Genomic DNA, 21,160 nt, shown 5'->3' with positions numbered 1-21,160 from the left:
GTGCGCGCGGCCCGGTACTTCAGCGCGGTCGACTCACACACCGAGGGCATGCCCACCAGGGTGATCACCGGCGGCGTCGGCGTCATCCCCGGCGAGACCATGGCCGCGCGCCGCGAGCACTTCGTGCAACACCTCGACCACATCCGCGAACTGCTGGTCAACGAACCCCGCGGCCACGCCTCGATGAGCGGGGCCATCCTGCAACCGCCCACCATCGACGGGGCCGACTGGGGAGTGCTCTACATCGAGGCCTCCGGCTGCCTGCCCATGTGCGGGCACGGCACCATCGGCGTGGCCACCGTGCTGGTGGAGACCGGCATGGTCGAGGTCACCGAACCCCTGACCAGGGTGCGCCTGGACACCCCGGTCGGTTTGGTCGTCGCCGAGGTGGAGGTGCGGGCCGGGCGGGCGAGCAACGTCACCATCCGCAACGTGCCCGCCTACACCGACCGCCTGGACGCCACCGTGGAGGTCCCCGGCTACGGCAAGCTCCGCTACGACCTGGGCTACGGCGGCAACTTCTACGCCATCCTGCCGCTGGCGCAGCTCGGCATCCCGTTCGAGCGCAACGAGAAGGACCGCATCCTGGCCGCCGGACTGTCCATCATGGACGCCATCAACACCACCGCCCGCCCGGTGCACCTCCTCGACGCGAACATCAACGGCTGCAAGCACGTCCAGTTCACCGCGCCCGGCCGCGGCGGCGGGCACGCCCGCAACGCGATGGCCATCCACCCCGGCTGGTTCGACCGATCCCCCTGCGGCACCGGAACATGCGCGCGGATGGCGGTGCTGCACAGCAGGGGCGAGCTCGAGGTCGGCGCGGACTTCGTCAACGAGTCCTTCATCGGCACCCGCTTCACCGGGCGGATCGTCGAGGAGACCACCGTGGCCGACCGGCCCGCGATCATCCCCGCCGTCACCGGACGGGCCTGGATCACCGGCATGGGCCAGTACCTGCTCGACCCGACCGATCCGTTCCCGAGGGGGTTCGTGCTGTGAGCACCATCGTCTCCACCAGTCCGCAGCGGCCCGGCGACATCGTGCTGGAGACCGCCGCCCTGGACCGGGCCGCCGTCGAGGCCACCGTGGCCAAGGCCCGCCAGGCCGGACGGGACTGGGAGGACGCCGGTCCCGCCGCCCGCTCGGCCGCGCTGACCGCGGCCGTCACCGAGTTCGAGCGGGAGGCCGAAGCGCTGGCCGCGCTGATCGTGCGCGAGGTCGGCAAACCGAAGCAGGAAGCCGTCGCCGAGGTCGCCAGGTCCATCGCGATCCTGCGCTACTACGCCCAGCAGGCCTACGACCCGGCAGGCGAGACCTACCCGACCGGCGGCGGCCTGGCCTTCACCACCCGCCGCGCCCGCGGCGTGGCCGGACTGGTCACCCCGTGGAACTTCCCCCTGGCCATCCCGGTGTGGAAGCTCGCCCCCGCGCTGGCCGCGGGCAACGGGGTGGTGGTCAAGCCCGCGCCGGAGGCCACCGCGGTCGCCCAGCACATCGCCACCTTGCTCGACCGGGTGCTGCCCGCCGGACTGTTCGCCGTCACCCCCGGCGGCGCGGAAACCGGGTCGGCGCTGCTGGACGCGGTGGACGTGGTGTCCTTCACCGGCTCCACCACGGTCGGCCGGATCATCGCCGCGGCCGCCGCCCAGCGCGGCATCCCGGTGCAGGCCGAGATGGGTGGACTGTCCGCGACCATCGTGCTGCCGGATGCCGACCTGGACCGCGCCGCGGCCGACGTGGCCCGCGCCGCCATGGGCTACGCCGGGCAGAAGTGCACCGCCACCAAACGGATCTTCGTCGTCGGCGACCCCGGCCCGTTCACCGAACGCCTGGCAGCCGCGGTCAGCGGGCTGCGCCTGGCTGATCCCGCCGACAGCCCCGACCTCGGGCCGGTGATCACCGAGGGCGCGCGCAAGCAGGTGCGCACCGCCGCCGCGGCCGCCGAAGCCGCCGGTGGACGGCTGCTCACCACGCCGTACCTGGACGCCGCCGACGGCTGGTACGTGCGCCCGGTGGTGGTGGACCGGCTCGCCCCGGACGCGCCGCTGTTCCACCAGGAGGTCTTCGGCCCCATCGCCGCGCTGGCCGGGGTGGCGAGCGTCGACGAGGCGTTCGAGCGGGCCAACGGCACCCAGTTCGGCCTGGTCACCTCGGTCTACACCGCCGACCTCGGCGCGGCGCTGACCGCGGTGCGGCGCAGCGAGTCCGGCATGGTCAAGGTCAACCTGCCGACCAACGGCGTGGACTTCCACCTGCCCTTCGGCGGGGAGAAGCACTCCGGCTACGGCGAGAAGGAGCAGGGCAAGGCGGCCGTCCGATTCTACACCAGGGAACGTACTGTGCAGGTACAGGTGTGAACACAGGAGGAGCAGTGGCGAGCCAGAACGAGGCGGCCGAACCCGCCAGGAGCGAACCCATCCGGCCCATCGACGCGGCCGGGTTCCGCTCGGTCATCGGCGGCGGCTGGGGCCCCGCGGACCGCGCGGTCCGGGTGCCCGAGGGGCTGGCCAAGGCATCGGCGGCGCACCGCGCGCGCCTGTCGGCGGCGTTGCCCGGCAAGCGGATCGCGGTGGCGGCCGGTCGCGCGCCGGTGCGCGCCAACGACACCGACTACGACTTCCGCGCCGACAGCGACTTCGTCTGGCTCACCGGCTGCCAGGCCGAGGGCGCGGTGCTGGTGATGACCCCGGCCGGGGACGGCCACGACGCCGTGCTGCACCTGCGCCAGCCCGCCCGCAGCGAGGAGACCGACTTCTTCGCCAGCGCCCGCGACGGGGAGCTCTGGATCGGCCCCATCCCGGGCCTGCCGGAGTGGTCGGAGGCGCTGGAGATCCCGGTCAAGCCGATCGAGGACCTGCCCTACGCGCTGCGCGGCAGCATCCCCGCCGTGCTCACCACCGCCGGAGTCGAACCGCTGCTGGACGCGCTGGCCCCGGGCAGCCCCAGCCTGACCCAAACCCTGCGCCGCACCCTGTCCGAACTGCGCCGGATCAAGGACGAGTGGGAGATCGGCCAGCTCCAGCAGGCCATCGACGCCACCGTGCTCGGCTTCGCCGACGTGGCCCGCGAACTGCCCTACGCGATCAGCCGCGGCGGCGAGCGCTGGCTGCAGGGCACCTTCGACCGGCGCGGCCGCACCGAGGGCAACGGCGTCGGCTACGCCTCCATCCTGGCCGCCGGCTCGCACGCCCCGGTGCTGCACTGGGTGCGCTGCGACGGCCCGGTGCCGGAGGACTGCGCGCTGCTGATGGACGCCGGGGTCGAGGTGCGCACCCTCTACACCGCCGACGTCACTCGCACCTTCCCGGTGTCGGGCACCTTCAGCGAACCGCAGCGACGGGTCTACGACCTCGTGTACAAGTCGCACGTGGCGGCGATGGCGGAGGTCAAGCCGGGCGCGCCGTACAAGGCATTCCACGACAAGGCGCTGGAGGTGCTGGCCACCGGGCTGCACGAGTGGGGCCTGCTGAAGGTCTCGGTGGATGAGGCCATGGCGGAGAACGGCCAGCACCACCGCCGCTACGTCATCCACGGCATCGGCCACTACCTCGGCCTGGACGTGCACGACTGCGCCTCCGCCAGCCCCAAGGCCTACCACCGGGGCGACCTGGAAGCCGGGATGACGCTGACCGTGGAGCCCGGCCTGTACTTCCACCCCAACGACGAGACCGTGCCGCCGGAGCTGCGCGGCATCGGCGTGCGCATCGAGGACGACCTGCTGGTCACCGAGACCGGCAACGAGGTGCTGTCCAAGGCGCTGCCGATCACCGCCGACGGCATCGAGCAGTGGGTCCAGTCGCACCTGCCGCGCTGAGCCCGCCGGGTCGCGTCGCCCGGCGGCGCGACCCGGTCAGCGGTCGGTGACCTTGCCGTCCTCGACGTGCAGCTGCCGGGAGGTGGCCACCGTGTCCAGCATCCGCCGGTCGTGCGTGACCAGCAGCAACGTGCCCGGATAGGTCGCCAGGGCCTGTTCCAGCTGTTCGATCGCGGGCAGGTCCAGGTGGTTGGTCGGCTCGTCCAGGACCAGCAGGTTCACCCCGCGGGCCTGCAACAGGGCGAGCGCGGCCCTGGTGCGCTCACCGGGGGACAGGGTCGCGGCCGGGCGCATCACGTGCACCGCGGTCAGCCCGAACTTGGCCAGCAGCGTGCGCACCTCGGCTGGTGTCTGGTCCGGCACCGCCTCCTGGAAGGCCTCCACCAGGGGCTGGTTGCCGAGGAACAGGCCGCGGGCCTGGTCGACCTCGCCGATCACCACCCCCGGCCCGAGCGCGGCCTGACCGGAGGCCAGCTCGGCGCGGCCCAGCAGCGCGGCCAGCAGGGTGGACTTCCCGGCCCCGTTCGCGCCGGTGATCGCCACCCGGTCCGCCCAGTCGATCTGCAAGTCCACCGGCCCCAGCGTGAACCCACCACGCTGGACCACCGCCGCCCGCAGGGTGGCCACCACCGCGCCGGCGCGGGGCGCGGCGGCGATCTCCATCCGCAGCTCCCACTCCTTGCGCGGCTCCTCCACCACGTCCAGGCGCTCGATCAGCCGCTCGGTCTGCCGCGCCTTGGACGCCTGCTTCTCGGTGGACTCGCTGCGGAACTTGCGGCCCTGCTTGTCGTTGTCCCCGGCCTTGCGGCGCGCGTTCTTGACGCCCTTCTCCATCCAGGACCGCTGCGTGCGGGCGCGGGCCTCCAGGGCGGAGCGGGTGTCGGCGTAGTCCTCGTACTGCTCGCGGGCGTGCCGCCGGGCCACCTCCCGCTCGGCCAGGTAGGCGGTGTAGCCGCCGCCGTAGGAGCGGATCTGCTGCTGGACCAGGTCCAGCTCGACCACCCGGTTGACCGTGCGGGCCAGGAACTCGCGGTCGTGGCTGACCAGCACCGTGCCGGCGCGCAGCCCGGTGACGAAGGCCTCCAGGCGGTCCAGGCCGTCCAGGTCCAGGTCGTTGGTGGGCTCATCCAGCAGGAAGATGTCGTAACGGCTCAGCAGCAGCGAGGCCAGCCCGCCCCTGGCCGCCTGCCCGCCGGACAGGCCGGTCATCGGCGCGTCCAGGCGCACGGTCAGCCCCAGATCGGCGACCACCTCGCCCATCCGCTCGTCCAGGTCCGCCCCGCCCAGGGCCAGCCACCGCTCCAGGCTGTCGGCGTAGGCGTCGTCGGAGCCCTCGGCCCCCGCGGTCAGCGCCTCGGTGGCGGTGTCCATGGCCGCCTGCGCCGCGGCGACCCCGGTGCGGCGGGCCAGGAAGTCCCGCACCGACTCCCCGGCACGGCGTTCCGGCTCCTGCGGCAGGTGACCGACCACCGCCGAGGGCGGGTTGAGCCGGATCGAGCCCTCCTCGGCGGTGAGCAGGCCGCCGAGGGTGCGCAGCAGGGTCGACTTGCCCGCCCCGTTCACCCCGACCAGCCCGACCACGTCACCCGGCGCGACCACCAGGTCCAGCCCGGAGAACAGAACACGGTCCCCATGCCCTGCGGCGAGACCCTTGGCGACGAGTGTGGCGCTCATATCGGTTCAGAGCATAGGTGACGCCGGCCCGCTGGCTACTCGCCCTCGGTGTCAGACCGCGACAGCCGTTGCCGAATGTCCCGGTGCCGGGGATCGTCCAGAGATTGGAGGATGTCCGCGGCCCGTGCCCAGCACCGGTCGGCCTCAGCCGGTCGGGCCGAATCGTGCCAGGCGTCGCCCAGTTCGACCAGGGCGTCGGCCGCGCAGCGATGATCCGCGAAATCAGCGAAAACCTCCGCTGCCTGGTGAAGATGGGTGACCGCCTCCAGCGGGCGCCGGTCCTGGCGCAGTGTCCGTCCCAGGGCGAGTTTGCCCCACGCGATAGTCCACCGGTCGCCAATGTCCTGAAAAATCGTCAACGCGCGGGTGTGGAACCGCACGGCCTGGACGAGGTCGTTCGCGGCGGCGCACTTTCCGAGGCTCAGCAGCGACATTCCGGCGCCGCGCTGGTGGCCGTCGCGCTCGAATATGCGCAGTGCCTTGCTGAACATCTCCCGGGCACCGTCGGGCTGGCCGGACTCCTGGAGCAGCAGGCCGAGCCCGCGGGTGGCGAAGCCCTCGATCCAACCCGCCGAGATGTCATAGGCGATGCGGGCAGCCTGCTGGTAGCTCGCGGCCGCCTCTGCCAGCCGGCCCACCTGCCAGTGCGCATCGGCCAGGAGCAACAGGCTCACCGCCTCACCCAGGGGATCACCCAGCGCGCGGGCCGCACGCAGACCGGTTTTCATGGTGGTCTCCCAGTCCCCCCAGTAGGAGCGCAGCTCGAAGAAGCCGCTGCCGATGGCCGCCAGCTTCCAGGCCAGGTCGAACTGGCCGAACTCGGTGGCCTGGTGCAGGGCGGAGAGGATGTTGGTGCGTTCCTTCTCAAACCAGGAGATCGCGGTGGCGCCGCTGTCGAAACTGATCCGCAGCTCAATTCCGGGTGACGGTGGCAGTGGCACCGCGGCCGAATGCGGCAGGATCGCCTGCCGGCCCTGATCGGCGATCAGGAGATACCAGAGGAGCACCCGCCGGATCGCCTGCACGCGGTCGTGCTGGCTGTCCTCGATGCTGGCCCGCTCACCGGCGTAAGCCTGCAGCAGGTCGTGCACGCGAAAACGGTCGTTGAACGGTTCCTGCACCAGGTGGACTCCGGTGAGCGACCGGAGCCACCGCCTCGCCGTGGCCACATCGGCGCCGATCAGTGCGGCGGCGGCGTCGATGCTGATGTCCGGTCCATGGTGCAGGCTGATGAGGCGGAACGCGCGCCGAAGCTCTGCGTCCAGTGCCCGGTACGACCAGGAGAAGACCGCGCGGGTGTCGCTGAGCTCGTCCTCGGCCGAGGCGAGCGCGTCCAGCCGGTGCTTCTCGGCGACGAGTTCGGCGAGCAGTTCCTCGAGTGAGGTTCGTGGCCTGCTGGAGGCCCGTTCCCCCACTATCCGGAGGGTCAGCGGTAGGTAGCCGCAGAACTCGGCCAGCCGGAATGCCGCGGCCGGTGCGGAGGTCATCGCTTCGGGGGTGATGAACTCCGCGAGCAGATCGACTGACTCCGCCGGGGAAAGAACATCCAGAGTCATTCGGGCTGCTCCTTCTCTCGTCACCAGGCCGGGCAATGCGCTGCGACTGGTCACTATGGTGAAACAGTGGGCGGATGCCGGTATCAGATGACGAACCTGCATGGAATCCGACGCGTTGTCGATGACGAGCAGGACGTGTTTCTCATCCAGTGTCGACCGGAAAAGCGCGGCGCGGTCTTCCAGGTCATCCGGAATGCTGTCCGGAGAGGTGCCGAGGGCGCGCAGGAATCTCTCCAACGCCTGGGCCGCGGTGATCGGCGCGCCTGGGCCGTAACCCTGCAGATCGACGTAGAGGTCACCGTCGCGGAACCGGTCCCGTACGCGGTGGGCCCAGTGCAAGGCCAGCGCGGTCTTGCCTACTCCGGGAGCGCCCGCCACCGCCGACAGGCCCGCGACCGGACTGGCGCCGACCCGCCGGTCCGGTTCGTGGAGGAGGCGGTCGAGCTGGCGGAGATCGGCTGCCCGATTGACGAATCTGTTGGGGCGCAACGGCAACTGGCGCGGTGGCGGCGGTGAGCTTCGGTCACCCGACAGTTGGATCCCGCCGTGCACGGGGTAGCCAACGAACCTTCTCCCCCGCGGGTATGTTCAGCACCGGAGTCACTTCGTACTCGTGGCGTATGAAGTCGGTGATGGGTTCGGACACGATTCGCGCCCGGCGGACCTCGACGCCGCGGGCCACCGTGGCGACTATCAGGTCGTACCAGTCCCGGAAGTGGTTCACGGGGTCGATCCGCACACCGTTCCGCCAGGCGAGGTACGCGCTGTCATCCGGTGTGTAGACGTCTCGCATTTCCAGGTGCACGGCCGATCTGGCGCACCCGGCGAAAAGCTCGTCAAAGGTCGGTCGTTCCGTCACCACATGCCTCCTGAACCATCGCTCGCATTCGCGCTGGCAGTCGCACGACCTTCTCATTGGCCGCGATCGGACTGCGCATGTTGATCTCTGCGAGGGTATCTTGGTCGGTGACCTCCCATCCCTGCAACAGAAGGTCTCCGGTCGTGTCATCGAGCCACACGGATGGGCAGTTTTCGCCGTTGGTCCTGGGGTCGATTGCCAGGAATCTCAATGTCATGGTTACAGCATCACCCCAGTTGACAACACGGTCAATCGGCTGTTGTGGTAACGTGGCATGATTTGTTGGTTGGTCAAGCTCCATGTGGTTGATCGCTATTTTTTGTCCTTTCGTTACTGCCTTTCCCTGCAACCAGGTGGAAGTCCTCGGGTAAAGGTGTCTGTGCCGGGTATCCGGGGTCGGGTTGACCTCCAGTTAAGTGGAGGAAATAGCCTGCCGGACATGATCAATGACAACGGAATCGTGGTGGTGGCCGGGGCGACCGGGAACATCGGCGGCAGGGTGGTCGCCGAGCTGCTCCGGCGCGGCCACCGGGTGCGCGGCCTGACCAGGAACCCGGAACGGGCCAGGCTGCCGGAAGGGGCGGAGGTGGCCGTCGGCGACCTGGCCGACCCGGCGAGTCTCGGTCCCGCGCTGGCCGGGGCGAGCGCGCTGTTCCTGCTCACCTTCGACGCGGCCACCGGCGCCCCGCTGCGCAGCGGCCCCGAGCTGGCCAAGGTGGTCGCCGAGGCCGGGGTGCGCCGGGTGACCACGCTGTGGGGCGGTGAGACCGGGCCGGTGGAACAGGCGATCGCCGACGCCGGACTGGCCCAGACCACGCTGCAGGCGATGGAGTTCATGTCCAACACGATGACCTGGGCCGAGTCGGTCCGCGCCGAGGGCGTGGTGCGCGAGGCGTTCCCCGAGATGCGCAGCGCGCTGATCCACGACCAGGACATCGCCGAGGTGGCCGCGCGCACGCTCACCGAGGACGGGCACGCCGGCCGCGACTACGTGCTCACCGGGTCCGAGGTGTTCACCTACGCGGAGCGGGTCCGGGTGCTCGGCGCCGGTATCGGCCGGGACCTCCGGTTCATCGAGCTGACCGAGGAGCAGGCCAGGGAGCGGATGCGGCAGGCGGGTTACTCGTCCGAGGCCGTCGACCACGTCGTCGGCTGGCACGCCGACCCGCCGCGGGAGGGCTACACGGTGGACCCGACCGTCGAGCGGCTGCTCGGGCGGCCCGCGCGCACCTTCGCGCAGTGGGTCGCCGAGCACGCGGACGCCTTCCGCTGATCAGCCCAGCCCGGTCAGCTCGCTGGAGAGCTGCCACAGGCGCGCGGCGGCTTCCGGGTCGGTGGCCCAGGGTTTGACGCCGCCGATGAGCATGTCGTCGGTGGCAGCGGGCTTGGCCAGCTCGCAGTCCTGGCAGTAGGCCCCGCCGTGCCGCTCAAGGCCAGGCGCGGTCGCCGCCCAGACGGCGGTGGCCGCGCCCTGGGCCGGGGTCTTGAAGCCGGGGGCCGGGGTGCCGTCGGGGGCGAACCAGCCCAGGGCGAGTTGTCCCGCGCGCGGGATGTGGCGTTGCAGCGGGGTGAGGATGCTGCCCGGGTGCACGGCGAAGGCGCGCACGCCGAGGGTGTCCAGGTGGCGGGCGAACAGGGCGTTGGCGGTTCTGGATGCGGCGTAGGCCAGCCAGCGGTCGTAGCCGGTGGTCCACTGTGGATCGTGCCAGCGGATGTCGGCGAGGAAGTGGCCTGCGGAGCTGACCGAGACCACCCGGGTGGCCGGTGTCGAGCAGGCGGGCGGCGAAGGCGCGGATGGCGGACTGGTCGGCGAGGTCCAGGGGGAGGACCTCGGGAGCGGCGGGGGGCTCGGGGCGGGCGGACGCGCCGGTCGCGGCGGCTGGCTCGGCCGGGCGGGCCGCGGGGTCCGTGGGGGCGGCTTCGGCGGGGCGGGTCGCGAGGTTGGTGTGCACGCGCTCCGTGCGCGCCAGGCTCGCCGAGCTGGAGGCGAACCTGGCGGTCATCCACGACGAGGTCCAGACCTACCGGCGGCTCGTCCGGGACGGGACGGCCGCCGGGGTCTGGGATCCTCAGGGGCGCATCTCGTAGCGGCCGGACAGTGCGGCCACTTCGGTCCACACCCGCTCGAACCGGTCGGCGTCCACCACCGGGCCGCGCACCGAGCCCAGCGCCCAGGCCCGCTGCGCCTCGGTCGCGGAAGCCTTGCCGTGCAAGGCGACCGCGTAGGCGGAGAAGTCGCGGACCAGCACGTCGAAGACCTGGTCGAGCAGGTCGGGGGTCGCGCCGGTCAGCTCGGCCTGTTCCAGGATCAGCTGGCCGTAGACGACCAGGGTGAACAGTTGGCCCAGGTTGAGCAGGAAGTCCAGGTCCCGCTGCTGCGCCTCGTCCGGGGCGGCGGTGGTCAGCAGGGTCCTGAGGCCGTCGGCCTGCTCCAGGAAGCGGGTGACGTTGGGGACCTGGGCGAAGCGCTCGTACACCGCGCGCCAGTCCGGGAAACGGATCTTGCCCAGGCCGCGGGCCGGGCCCTGGCGGAAGAAGAACTCGTCGTCGGAGGCGTCGTGCCGGGTGGGCACCGGGTCGAACTCGGCCGGGTTGAACAGGTAGTTCGGCATGAACTTCAGCACCAGGGCCAGGTTGACGTGCACCGTGCCCTCCAGCTTGGGCAGGGCGCGGATGTGCGCGGTGGCCTGGTTGAAGTAGGTGTTCTTCTCAAAACCCTTGGCCGCGATGACATCCCACAGCAGGTCGATCACCTGCTCACCCTCGGAGGTCACCTTCATCTTGGTGATCGGGTTGAACAGCAGGTAGCGCCGGTCCTCCGCGGTGGCGGAGCGGAAGTAGTCCACCGAGCGGTCGGCGAACAGCTTCATCGCGGCCAGCCGGGCGTAGGCGTCCACGAAGTTCTGCCGCACGTGCGGGAACTCGGTGACCCGCTTGCCGTAGAGGATCCGGTTGTGCGCGTGCGTGATCGCCTCGTAGAAGGAGTGCTCGGCGATGCCGATCGAGGCCGTGCACAGGTTGAACTTGCCGACGTTGACCGTGTTCAGCGCCGCGGAGAACGCCTCCGGCCCGGTGTGCAGGATGTCCTGCTCCCGCACCGGGTAGTCCGCCAGGCGGAACTCCGAGACGAACATCTGCGAGTCGACCACGTTCTGCACCAACGAGAACCGCTCGTGCTGGGAGTCCACCGCGAAAAAGACGTAGCCCTCCGGACCGTCCACATCGGAGCGCCGGCCGAACACCGAGACGATCCCGGCCACGTTGCCGTTGCCGATGTAGTACTTGTCCCCGGTAGCGGTGAAGGAGCCGTCGCCGGTGGGGGTGAGCACCATGTCGGTGGAGTAGACGTCCGCGCCGTGCTCCTTCTCCGACAGGCCGAAGGCGAACACCGCGCCGCTGTCCAGCAGCTCGGCCGCCCGCTGCCGCGCCTGGGCGTTCTCGCTCATCCAGATCGGGCCCAGGCCCAGCACGCTGACCTGCCAGGTGTACCAGTAGGGCAGGCCGTAGAAGCCGAGGATCTCGCTCAGCGCGGCGTTGCGGGCGGCGTCCCAGCGTTTGTCCGGGTCACCGCCCGCCTCGGCCGCGGGGGTGTTGAAGGTCGCGAACAGCTTCTCCCACTTCACGAAGTCCAGGAACTCCGCGTACCAGACCCGGTCCAGCGCGTCGGCGAGCAGCCGGCGCTTGCCGCGGGACTCGAAGAACTCGATCGTGGCCCGCAGCAGGCGCCGGGACTCGGCGTCCAGGTGCGTCGGGTCGTAGCTGTCGGGGTTGAACAGCACCTCGTTGCCCACCGTTGCGGTCCCTTCGTCCTGGAGAAGATCCCCGGTAGGCTACCAGTCGGTAACTTAGCTGGCCGGGACCTGTGTCAGGCCCCTCAGCGCGGGCGGCAGCTCCCCGGTGTGCACCACGCCGAGCCGCTGGGTCGCCCTGGTCAGCGCCACGTAGAGGTCGTTGGCGCCGCGCGGGGACTCGGCCAGGATCTCCGCCGGGTCCACCACCAGCACCGCGTCGAACTCCAGTCCCTTGGCCTGCCGGGTGCTCATCAGCACCACCTGGTTCTCCAGCTCGGGGCTCTCCCCGACCGCGGCGGTGGGCACCGCCTCCAGGACCGCCTCGCCCAGCTCGGCGACCTCGGCGGCGGGCACGATCACCCCGATCCGGCCCTCACCGACCTCGGCCAGCTCAGCCAGTACCACCTCGGCCAGCCGTTTGCCCAGCTCACCGCGGTCGACCCGGCGGCTCCACGGGGTGTGCCCGCTGTCCCGGACCGAGCTGGGCGGGGTGAGCCCGGCGGGCAGCTCGGCCAGCACCTCGGCGGCCACGTCCATGATCTCGCGCGGGGTGCGGTAGTTGACGGTCAGCTGGGTCAGCTTCCAGCGCTCCCTGACATACGGCCCGAGGACCTCCTGCCAGGAGTTCGCCCCGGCCAGGTCGCCGGTCTGGGCGATGTCGCCGACCAGGGTCATCGACCGGCTGGGGCTGCGCCGCATGAGCAGCCGCCAGGCCATCGGCGAGAGCTCCTGGGCCTCGTCCACGATGACGTGCCCGAAGGTCCAGGTGCGGTCGGTGGCGGCCCGCTCGGCGGCGGTGCGGGTGTCCACCTCGTCGTAGCGGTCGGCGAGCTGTTCGGCGCTGAGCAGGTTGTAGCCCATCAGCATCTCGGGGTCGGCCGCGTCGTCGAGGTCGAGGATGTCCAGCACGCCCTGGGCGTAGGCGCGGCGCTGTTCCTGCCGCCGGCGTTCGGCGGCCTTCTCCGCGCGGTCGTCCACGCCGAGCAGCTCCATCGCCTCGTCCAGCAGCGGCACGTCGGCCGGGGTCCACGGCGCGTCCGGCTCGCGCAGCAGCAGCTTCCGCTCGGCCTCGGTGAGCCCCGGCGCGGCGCGTTCCAGGCGGTCGGGGTCGCTGAAGAGGTCCCGCAGCAGCTGTTCGGGGGTGAGCACCGGCCACAGCCGGTCCATGGCCGCGCGCACCTCCTCCTCGGCGCGCAGCTCGGCCCGGATGTCGGCCAGGTCGCCGGAGTCCAGGAACTCCCGGCCGAGCTTGCCGGCCACCTTGCTGGTCAGCCGTTCCAGGAGCTCGCGTTCGACCAGCGGGCGGGCCAGGTTGTGCAGTCGCCGGGAGCGGCGGCCGCGCCCGACGATGCCCCGGCACTCGGAGGGTTTGAGCACCAGCGGCTGCCGCTCGAACATGATCTCGATCGGCTCCTCCGGGGCTTCCTGGCGGTCCCGGACCGCGGCCTTGAGCACGTCCAGGAAACCCAGGCCGCCCTTGATCGCGGCGGCTTCGGGGGACTCCTGGCCGGTGGCGACCACGCCCGGGTACAGCTCGCCGAGGGTGGCCATCAGCACGCTGGTCTCGCCGAGGGAGGGCAGCACCTCGCCGATGTAGTGCAGGAAGGTCTGGTTGGGGCCGACGATGAGCACGCCGCGGCGGGTGAGCATGTCGCGGTGGGTGTAGAGCAGGTAGGCGGCGCGGTGCAGCGCGACCGCGGTCTTGCCGGTGCCGGGCCCGCCCTGCACGACCAGCACGCCGGAGAGGTCGGCCCGGATGATCCGGTCCTGTTCGGCCTGGATGGTCTGGACGATGTCCTTCATCCGGCCGGTGCGGCTGGCGTTGAGCGCGGCCAGCAGCACGGTCTCGCCGGTGAGGCCGTCGCCGTGCCGGGACTGGCGGCCCTTGGCCTCGGCGGTGATGTCGAGGACCTCGTCGTCGATGTCGACGACCTTGCGCATCCTGGTCTTGATGTGCCGCCGCCGGTGCACATCGAGGGGGTTGGCGCCGGTGGCCAGGTAGAACGGGCGGGCCGCGGGGGCGCGCCAGTCCATCAGCAGCGGCTCGTACTCGTTGTCCTCGTCGAAGATGCCGATCAGGCCGATGTGCCTGGCCTCGCCGTTGTCGAAGTCCAGCCTGCCGAAGCACAGCCCGGCCTCCACCGCGCTGTACTGGGCGAGCTGCCGGTTGTAGTGCGCGGCCGAGACGTCGCGTTCGGTGCCGGCGGACAGGTTGCCGCCGGGGGACTCTCGCAGGGTCTTGGTCAGTTCGTTCTTCGCGCGGGCGCGCAGCCCGTCCAGCCGCCCGTACAGCATGGAGACGTGCTCCTGCTCGCGATCCAGCTCCGCCGTCCGCAGATCCTCGTCGGTTGACAAGCGGGCGTCCCCTCTACTAAACTCGTGCCAGACACGTTTTCTTGTGTCAATTTCTTATGCGCTCAGGGCTAGCAAATATAGCTGGTCCTGTTGTCTCGCGCCAACGCCCAGCTCAGACTTTCAGCGACCGGTGCGTCGTGGCGTGACCGGCACGACGCTGGGGTTGATCCGGATCGTGGGTCGCACGAGGGTGGGCAGCACGATCGGGGGCAGCCGGTAGGTGGGCAGCCCCGGGTAGACCGGGGTGTAGATCGGGGTCCGGTTGAGGAACGGGCTGTAGGTCAGGCCCGGCGGCCGCAGCGGCTTGGGCTCCTCCTTGAACACGAACAGCGCCAGCAGCACCGCGGCGCCGACGATCCCGGCGCTCCACAGGCTCAGGTTGCGGGTCCGCTTGCCCGCCGCCCTGATCTCCGGGTCGGCGATGCCCAGCCGCAGCTCCGTGGTCCCGCCGACCGGCTCGGCGGCCGGGTGCGGGGTGCGGCTGTCCACGCCGAGCGCGGCCAGGTGCAGGCGCAGCCGGGCCACCTCGCGCGGGTGGTCCATGGCCCGCTGCACCAGGTCGGTCAGCTCGAAGCCCGGGTCGCCGACGATGAGCCTGGGCGTGCCGGTCCAGGGCGCGGTCCAGCTGGCCGCGCCCGCCCCGACCAGTGCCGCGCCGAGCAGGCTGACCAGTGCCGTGCGCAGCAGGTCGGGTCCGCGCTCGGCCTCCGCACCGGCCCGCGCGGCGAGGCGTTCGGCCAGGTCCTGGGTCCGACCGGCCTCCAGGAGGTCCAGCGCGGTGTCGATGCTCAGCGCCGCGGGTCCGCCGAGCTCGGCCACGGCCGGGCGCAGCCAGGCGAGGTGCCGGTCCACGTGGCTGCCCGAGGCCAGCCGCACCCACTCCCGCCACGGCATCGGCTTGACGTCCTCGGCACGCATCGCCGCGGCGACCCGGCGGGCGGCCACGCCGGGGTCCGCGCCGAGCAGGTTCAGCCCCGGCCGCAGCTCGCGGGGGGCGTTGGCGCGCGACGGCAGGGGGGCCAGGTAGTCCAGGCGCTGCGCCAGCGGCGGATGGGTGTCCACCAGGGCGGCGGGCGCGTTCTCCGGCGGCGTGTCGCGGTGCTGGGCCAGCACATCGCGGTAGTCGGGGTCGTCGAGCATGGCCTCGAACGCGCTGAACGGGTCGTCCGGCACCGCGCCCGCGGCGGCCAGCGGGTCGAGGAAGCGGGTGCGGAAGTCGGTCCAGGCGGCCATCAGCACCAGCGTGGAGCGCAGCGCCTCGCCGGTGACCTCGGGCCCGGCGACCGCGGCGGCGGCCCGGTCGGCCTCGATCTCCTGGCGGCGCAGCACGGCGAAGGCGATCCACGCGTAGCACCAGGCGTAGCCGCGGATGGCGAAGATGATCAGTCCGGCGTACATGCGGGCCAGCGCGTTGATGGTGAGCGCGCGGCCCATCTCCTCCTGGGCGGTGTCCAGGGCGAGCGCGCCGCGGTAGACCACCGCGCCGAACCGGTTGTGCCGGCCGGCGAAGTGGCCGAGCTCGTGGCAGAGCACGGCTTTCAGCTCCTCCAGGGGCAGCCCGGTGAGCAGCGGCAACCCCAGGTAGAGGCGGCGTTCGCCGACGACCAGGCCGAGCATCCGGGTGTCCTCGGTGACCGCGGCGTTGGCCTCGGCGGTCAGCCGGATCTCATCCGGCACCGGCGCCCCGGCCCGCTCGGCCAGCTCCTCCACGGTGCGCCACAGCAGCGGGGCCTGGGCGCGGGTGAGCAGCACCGAGCCCTGGTCGAGGTGGCCGGCGGAGTTGGTGGCCAGCACACCGCGGATCACGCCCAGCAGCACCGGGACCCCGCCGGCGGCGATCAGGACGGGCAGGTGGTAGTTGACGCTGGTGTTGGTGGCCAGGGTCATGTTGTGCAGGCTGAGCACGACCAGGCCGAGGTAGCCGAGCACCAGGCAGGCGGCGAGCACGTAGAACCCGGCGAGCAGCCCGACGGCGAGCAGCCCGCGCACGGTCGCCAGCACCCGGGAGATCACGGCAGCCCCAGCCGCCCGGAGATCCGCGCCAGGGCCTCGGCGTCCTCCTCGGCGCCGGCCCGCAGCACGCTCTCGGTGCGCCGCAGGGCTTCCGCGACCACGTCACCGGCGGGCTGGTCGGGCAGGGTGACCTGGCGGACCCGCCCGGTCAGCGCTTCCCGGTCCCGCACCCCGGTGAGTCCGAGCAGGTTGTCCAGCAGCACCTTGGCCTTGCCGATCATCGAGGTCACGGACCCTTCGCCGATGCCCAGCTCGGCCGCGATCTGGGCCGGGGTCAGGCCTTCCACCCAGTGCAGGTAGGCCACCACCCGCTGTTTGCGTGGCAGCCGGGCCAGCCCGTCCAGCACCAGGCGGACCTGCGCGGCCTCCTCGGTGGAGCAGCGCGCGGGCAGCGCGACCACCAGTTCCAGGGGCCGCTGCCGCCGCCACCGCCGGGCCGCCGCCCACAGCCGCCGCTTGACCACCCGGTACACCCACTCCTCCGGCCCCCGGTGCGCCAGTTCGGGCCACTGCCGCATCGCCTCGGCGTAGGCCTCCTGGACCGCGTCCTCGGCGTCCTGGCGGTTGTCGGTGAGCATGAGGGCGCGCGCGAGCATGCCTGGACAGGTCTGGGCGAAGAAGACCGGGAACTCCACCGATCCATGGGATCACGGGCGCGCGGTAAATACCGTCCACCAGATGACGTAGACGAGGCCGGTCAGGTCACGGTCTGATTCCGTTGCCGCGCCAGGAGAAAAGCCCCCTGGCGCGGCCACACCCGTTCGGGCTAGGCGGTGAACCCGCCGTCGGCGTTGACGGTGGACCCGGTGACGTACTGGGCCGCCGGGGTGGCCAGGAACGCCACCACCGCCGCGATCTCCGCCGGGGTGGCGAAGCGGCCCAGCGCGGTGAAGGCGTTGATGGCCTCGATGAAACCGGGGTCGGCAGGGGCCGCGTCGGTCTGCGTCGGGCCGGGGCTGACCAGGTTCACCGTGATGCCGCGCGGACCCAGCTCCCTGGCCAGGGCCTTGGTCAGGCCGGTCATCGCGCTCTTGCTCATCGAGTACAGCGCGAAGCCGGGGAAGACCGCCCGGTCGGCCACGTTGCTGCCGATGTTGATGATCCGCCCGCCCTCGCCCAGGTGCGGGGCGGCGGCCTGGGCGGCCAGCAGCGGGCCGCGCACGTTGACCGCCAGGGTCCGGTTCACCGCTTCCGCGCTGAGCTCCGCCAGGGGCGCGAACTCGAACGCGGCGGCGTTGTTGACCAGGATGTCCAGCCCGCCGAAGGTGTCCACCGTCGCCGCCACGGCGCCGGTGACCGCCACCGGGTCGGCACTGTCCGCCTGCACGGCCAGGGCACGCCCGCCGCGATCTTTGATCTCGTCCACGACCTGGGCGGCGGCCTCGGCGTTGCTGTTGTAGGTGATGGCCACGTCCGCGCCGCGGTCGGCGAGGGCGCGGGCGATGGCGGCGCCGATGCCCCGGCTGCCGCCGGTGACCAGGGCGGTCCGGCTTGCGAGTTCGTTCATGACACTCAGCCTGCTGGACCGGGCCGCCCCGATCTGGCGGTCATCGGACGCGGAGCTGTTGCGCTACACCGGAATCTGGGCGGGCAGTCCGAACTTCTCGAACAGAGACAGGTCGAAGAAGCTGGAGACGTGGGTGATCCCGTTGGGCCCCAAGGTGAGCACCGGCAGGTTGAACGGCTTGTACACCTCGCCCTCGCGCATGTAGAGGCCGAAGGCGGGCTGGCCATTGGCGCTGACCGGGATCAGCTTCATGTCGCCGGGACCCTCGGCCGGGCAGCTGGTGTCGATGAGCCTGCCGATGTTGGCCGCGCCCTGGTACCAGCCGACGAACGGCGGCATCTCCCACACCGCGTCGGCGGTGAACAGGGACACGATCTCGTTGATGTCCTTGGCCTCGAAGGCCCGCACGTACCGCTCCAGCAGCTCCCGCTGGTCCGCCGCGAGGGGTTCGGCGACCGCGTCCTGCTGGGGGCGCACCGAGTCCAGCTGGGCGCGGGCGCGTTGCAGGGTGCTGTTCACCGCGGCCACCGAGATGTCCACCGCCTCGGCGACCTCGGCGGCCTTCCACTGCAACACATCCCGCAGGATCAGCACCGCGCGCTGCCGCGGCGGCAGGTGCTGCAGCGCGGCCACGAAGGCCAGCCGGATGCTCTCCCGGTCGGTGACGATGGTGGCAGGGTCACCGGAGTCCAGGCCGACCGCGCTGTCCGGGATCGGTTCCAGCCACGGCACTTCCGGCTGCTCCACCAACGGGTCCTCGGCCTGCGAGCCCGGCTGGCCCAGCCCGGTCGGCAGCGGCCGCTTGGCCCGGCTCTCCAGCGCGGTCAGGCAGGTGTTGGTGGCGATCCGGTGCAGCCAGGTGCGCAGCGAGGACTGGCCCTCGAACTTCTCGTAGGCCCGCCAGGCGCGCAGGTAGGTCTCCTGCACCAGGTCCTCGGCGTCGTGCACCGAGCCGAGCATCCGGTAGCAGTGCGCGAGCAGCTCCCGCCGGTACTGGCCGGCCTGCCCGAGGAACTCGTCCTCAAGCGGCTTCTCCGTGGAGACCACGACCGTTCTTCCTCTCCCCAGGTGGTGCGCGACAAGGCGGCCCCAGTGTGCTTCATGGCCTCTGACCTGTACAGACACCCCCACCAGAAAAAAGTTCGGCACGCGCCGATGAGTTTGCCGGGCGGCCCCGGTCAGTACGGGTGAGACCACAACGAGGACACGAACCGGGGAGCCAGAGATGACCACCATCGCCACCACCGCCGCCGTCACCGCCAAGCCCGCCTCCCGCGCCGGCAACATCGCGCTCTGGGTGCTCCAGGGCCTGCTCGCCGCCTTCTTCCTCATCGCCGCCGCGATCCCGAAGCTGGTCGGCGAGGCCACCGCGGTCGGCATCTTCGAGACCATCGGCGGCGACTGGTTCCGCCTGTTCATCGGCGTGGTCGAGCTGGCCGGGGCGATCGGCCTGGTCATCCCGCGACTGGCCGCCGCGGCCGGGCTGGGCCTGGTGCTGCTGATGGCCGGCGCGACCTACTACCAGGTGGTCGTCTTCGGCACCCCGGTCTTCGCCATCACCACGGTCACCCTCGGCGTGCTCGCCGGGGTCATCGCCTGGGCGCGCCGCCCGCGCCGTTCCGCTTGATTTGTCAGACCTTTCGCGCAGAATCCACCACGCACACCCCGCGACATCAGGAGAATCCCGTCATGCGCATGATCTTCATCAACCTGCCGGTCAAGGACGTCGTCGCCGCCCGCGACTTCTACACCAAGCTCGGGTTCACCGCGAACGAGCAGTTCAGCGACGAGAACACGGCCTGCATGAACATCGAGGAGAACATCTCGGTGATGCTGCTGGGTGAGGCCAAGTTCAAGGAGTTCATCAACGGCGAGATCAGCGACCCGAACACCACCGAGGTGCTCAACGCGCTGTCCGCGGACAGCCGCGAGGAGGTCGAGCAGTTCGTCTCCACCGCGCTGGCCAACGGGGGTTCGGAGTGGAAGCCGTTCCAGGACCTCGGTTTCATGTACGGCGGCAGCTTCCGCGACCTGGACGGCCACGTCTGGGAGCTCGCCTACATGGACATGTCCGCGCTGCCGCAGGACTGAACCACCAGGCTGACCCGACGGCCGCCCGCACACCCCAGGTGAGCGGGCGGCCGTCGAGGTGTCAGCGCAGCGGACCCTAACCCGCCGCCCGCGCCGGGGACAACGCGCGGTGATCGGGTGACCACTGTCCGTATCAGTCGATCATCGCCATTCGGCCGTCTTCGCCGAGCCGGGCGGGGGAGTCCGCGCCACCGAACGGGCTCAGCCGCTGACCGCGACCTTGCCGCGCAGCCAACTCCACACATCCGGCGCAGTACCCGCGGTATGCGGCCTGCTCGCGAAGTGCTCGGGGCTGCCCAGCTGCCCGCGCCGCGCGGCTTCGGAGTCCAGGATGAACTCCGGGCGCAGGTGCTCGGTGTCGTAGTAGCGGTGGAACACCGGGGTGAGCGAACCGGACATCGGCGGCACGATCCAGCTCCAGTCCGCCGGGCAGGACCGGCCCGCCTTCTCCTCCTTGGCCAGGTGCGCCAGGAAACGCTGGGACTCGGTGTGGTGGTCGCTGATGGCGACCCCGGCGACCTGGTAGGAGTGCAGCACCGCCCGGTTGATCTCCACCAGCGCCCGGTCCCGCCACAGCGTGGCCTCCGAGCTGGTGTCCAGGCCCATCCGCTCGGCGATCTCGGGCAGCGCGTCGTAGCGGCCGGTGTCGCCTAGGTTGCGCGCGCCGATCTCGGTGCCCATGTACCAGCCGTTGAACGGGGCCGCGGGGTAGGCGACGCCGCCGATGGACAGCGTCATGTTGCTGATCGCCGGAACCGCGTGCCAGCGCAGGCCCAGCTCGCCGAACCAGGGCAGGTCCGGGTGGGTCAGCGGCACCTCCTCGCGCACGTCCGCGGGCAGGTCGAACAGCCGGGGTCCCTCGGCGGCGGTCTCCACCACCAGCGGCAGCAGGTCGAACGGCCCGCGCGGCAGTGGCCGCTGCCAGCCCATCCGGTCCACCTGGGCGGTGAACCCGGTGTAGCGGGGGTCGCCGAGCACGGTGCCGTCGCCGACCGGGTAGCCGGCGTAACGCAGCAGCTGCTCGTTCCAGATCCGCGGCGCCGGCCGGTCGGGCAGGTCGGGGGCGAAGATGGTGATGGCCGGGCGCAGCCGTCCGCCGTTGTAGGCCAGGCGCAGGTGCTCGAAGCACTGCGCGGCGACCTCCTCGGCCCGGTGCACCGCGCGCAGGTCGCGCACCTTCATGCTGCGCCAGTACAGGCGGCCGATGCAGCGGGCGCTGTTGCGCCAGGCCACCCGCGCGCCGAAGGCCAGCTCCGCGCTGGTGTGCTGGTAGCCGCCGGTCATCTCGATCTCCGCGCGCACCCACTGGATCCGGGTCCGCACGTCCCCGGCCTCGGGGTGCTCGGCGTGGAAGAGCTCCAGGAACTCCGCGGCCTGCTCCGGGTCCACGCTGGGCGCGGCCGGGGCCGCGGGCGCCTCGGCGGCCAGCTGCGGGGGACGCGACCAGGGCGCGCCGGGACCGGGGGAACTGGCGGAGGAGAACATCGCCGCCCAACC

At 71.4% G+C, this 21,160-nt stretch carries 18 protein-coding genes; 7 read left to right on the top strand and 11 right to left on the bottom strand.

What is annotated here, in order from left to right; all coding sequences use genetic code 11:
* The 3 genes from N8J89_RS29290 to N8J89_RS29280 are packed head-to-tail and all read left to right on the top strand — an operon-like array spanning position 1 to position 3,817.
* Positions 1-1,002: a proline racemase family protein gene (locus N8J89_RS29290; RefSeq protein ID WP_283660222.1), complete on the top strand. Its 1,002-nt coding sequence runs from the start codon at positions 1-3 to the stop codon at positions 1,000-1,002.
* Positions 999-2,360 carry an aldehyde dehydrogenase family protein gene (locus N8J89_RS29285; protein ID WP_283660221.1) on the top strand — a complete coding sequence of 454 codons (1,362 nt, stop codon included), beginning with the start codon at positions 999-1,001 and terminating at the stop codon, positions 2,358-2,360. Before N8J89_RS29290 ends, N8J89_RS29285 begins: the two co-directional genes overlap by 4 nt.
* A gap of 14 nt (positions 2,361-2,374) precedes the next feature.
* Positions 2,375-3,817: an aminopeptidase P family protein gene (locus tag N8J89_RS29280; protein ID WP_283660220.1), complete on the top strand. Its 1,443-nt coding sequence runs from the start codon at positions 2,375-2,377 to the stop codon at positions 3,815-3,817.
* Positions 3,818-3,853: 36 nt separating this feature from the next.
* Here N8J89_RS29280 and N8J89_RS29275 read toward each other — a convergent pair whose 3' ends face one another.
* The 3 genes from N8J89_RS29275 to N8J89_RS29265 are packed head-to-tail and all read right to left on the bottom strand — an operon-like array spanning position 3,854 to position 7,906.
* Positions 3,854-5,491 carry an ABC-F family ATP-binding cassette domain-containing protein gene (locus N8J89_RS29275; protein ID WP_283660219.1) on the bottom strand — a complete coding sequence of 546 codons (1,638 nt, stop codon included), beginning with the start codon at positions 5,489-5,491 and terminating at the stop codon, positions 3,854-3,856.
* A gap of 35 nt (positions 5,492-5,526) precedes the next feature.
* Positions 5,527-7,599, bottom strand: coding sequence for a tetratricopeptide repeat protein (locus N8J89_RS29270; protein ID WP_283660218.1), 2,073 nt, complete (start codon positions 7,597-7,599; stop codon positions 5,527-5,529).
* Entirely contained in the window at positions 7,571-7,906 is a 336-nt protein-coding gene (locus N8J89_RS29265; protein WP_283660217.1) for a DUF6879 family protein, read from the bottom strand. The genes N8J89_RS29270 and N8J89_RS29265 overlap by 29 nt, the downstream gene beginning before the upstream one ends.
* Before the next feature lie 439 nt (positions 7,907-8,345).
* Here N8J89_RS29265 and N8J89_RS29260 point away from each other — a divergent pair, with 439 nt between their 5' ends.
* On the top strand, positions 8,346-9,179 hold the full coding sequence (locus N8J89_RS29260) for an NmrA family NAD(P)-binding protein (RefSeq protein ID WP_283660216.1): 834 nt from the start codon (positions 8,346-8,348) through the stop codon (positions 9,177-9,179).
* Here N8J89_RS29260 and N8J89_RS29255 read toward each other — a convergent pair whose 3' ends face one another.
* On the bottom strand, positions 9,180-9,659 hold the full coding sequence (locus tag N8J89_RS29255) for an SDR family NAD(P)-dependent oxidoreductase (protein ID WP_283660215.1): 480 nt from the start codon (positions 9,657-9,659) through the stop codon (positions 9,180-9,182).
* 206 nt (positions 9,660-9,865) lie between these two features.
* Between N8J89_RS29255 and N8J89_RS29250 the strand changes: the two genes are divergently transcribed.
* A complete protein-coding gene (locus tag N8J89_RS29250) occupies positions 9,866-9,994 on the top strand; it encodes a hypothetical protein (protein ID WP_283660214.1) in 129 nt (42 codons plus the stop codon).
* On the opposite strand, the gene N8J89_RS29245 is transcribed toward N8J89_RS29250, so the two are convergent.
* The 6 genes from N8J89_RS29245 to N8J89_RS29220 all read right to left on the bottom strand — a co-directional run bounded on the left by N8J89_RS29245 (position 9,976) and on the right by N8J89_RS29220 (position 18,619).
* Positions 9,976-11,685 carry an acyl-CoA dehydrogenase family protein gene (locus tag N8J89_RS29245; RefSeq protein WP_283666279.1) on the bottom strand — a complete coding sequence of 570 codons (1,710 nt, stop codon included), beginning with the start codon at positions 11,683-11,685 and terminating at the stop codon, positions 9,976-9,978. The genes N8J89_RS29250 and N8J89_RS29245 overlap by 19 nt on opposite strands.
* 66 nt (positions 11,686-11,751) lie before the next feature.
* A complete protein-coding gene (locus N8J89_RS29240; protein WP_502868344.1) occupies positions 11,752-14,052 on the bottom strand; it encodes a HelD family protein in 2,301 nt (766 codons plus the stop codon).
* A 120-nt stretch (positions 14,053-14,172) separates the two neighbouring features.
* Entirely contained in the window at positions 14,173-16,065 is a 1,893-nt protein-coding gene (locus N8J89_RS29235) for a M48 family metallopeptidase (protein WP_283660213.1), read from the bottom strand.
* Positions 16,062-16,700 carry an RNA polymerase sigma factor gene (locus N8J89_RS29230; protein WP_283660212.1) on the bottom strand — a complete coding sequence of 213 codons (639 nt, stop codon included), beginning with the start codon at positions 16,698-16,700 and terminating at the stop codon, positions 16,062-16,064. Before N8J89_RS29230 ends, N8J89_RS29235 begins: the two co-directional genes overlap by 4 nt.
* 131 nt (positions 16,701-16,831) lie before the next feature.
* Entirely contained in the window at positions 16,832-17,572 is a 741-nt protein-coding gene (locus N8J89_RS29225; protein ID WP_283660211.1) for an SDR family NAD(P)-dependent oxidoreductase, read from the bottom strand.
* A gap of 63 nt (positions 17,573-17,635) precedes the next feature.
* Positions 17,636-18,619 carry a sigma-70 family RNA polymerase sigma factor gene (locus N8J89_RS29220; RefSeq protein ID WP_283660210.1) on the bottom strand — a complete coding sequence of 328 codons (984 nt, stop codon included), beginning with the start codon at positions 18,617-18,619 and terminating at the stop codon, positions 17,636-17,638.
* A 178-nt stretch (positions 18,620-18,797) separates the two neighbouring features.
* On the opposite strand from N8J89_RS29220, the gene N8J89_RS29215 reads away from it, so the two are divergent.
* The gene (locus tag N8J89_RS29215; protein WP_283660209.1) at positions 18,798-19,199 is read left to right on the top strand and encodes a DoxX family protein; all 402 of its coding nucleotides are present in this window, start codon (positions 18,798-18,800) and stop codon (positions 19,197-19,199) included.
* 62 nt (positions 19,200-19,261) lie between these two features.
* Positions 19,262-19,663: a VOC family protein gene (locus tag N8J89_RS29210; protein WP_283660208.1), complete on the top strand. Its 402-nt coding sequence runs from the start codon at positions 19,262-19,264 to the stop codon at positions 19,661-19,663.
* A 201-nt stretch (positions 19,664-19,864) separates the two neighbouring features.
* Here N8J89_RS29210 and N8J89_RS29205 read toward each other — a convergent pair whose 3' ends face one another.
* On the bottom strand, positions 19,865-21,148 hold the full coding sequence (locus tag N8J89_RS29205) for a nitric oxide synthase oxygenase (RefSeq protein WP_283660207.1): 1,284 nt from the start codon (positions 21,146-21,148) through the stop codon (positions 19,865-19,867).
* Between the last annotated feature and the right edge of the window lie 12 nt (positions 21,149-21,160).

Origin of the sequence: Crossiella sp. CA-258035 (assembly GCF_030064675.1) — a bacterium.
Taxonomy (GTDB): domain Bacteria; phylum Actinomycetota; class Actinomycetes; order Mycobacteriales; family Pseudonocardiaceae; genus Crossiella.
Note: the sequence above shows the minus strand (reverse complement) of the source record. Positions and strands in the feature narration are given on the sequence as shown.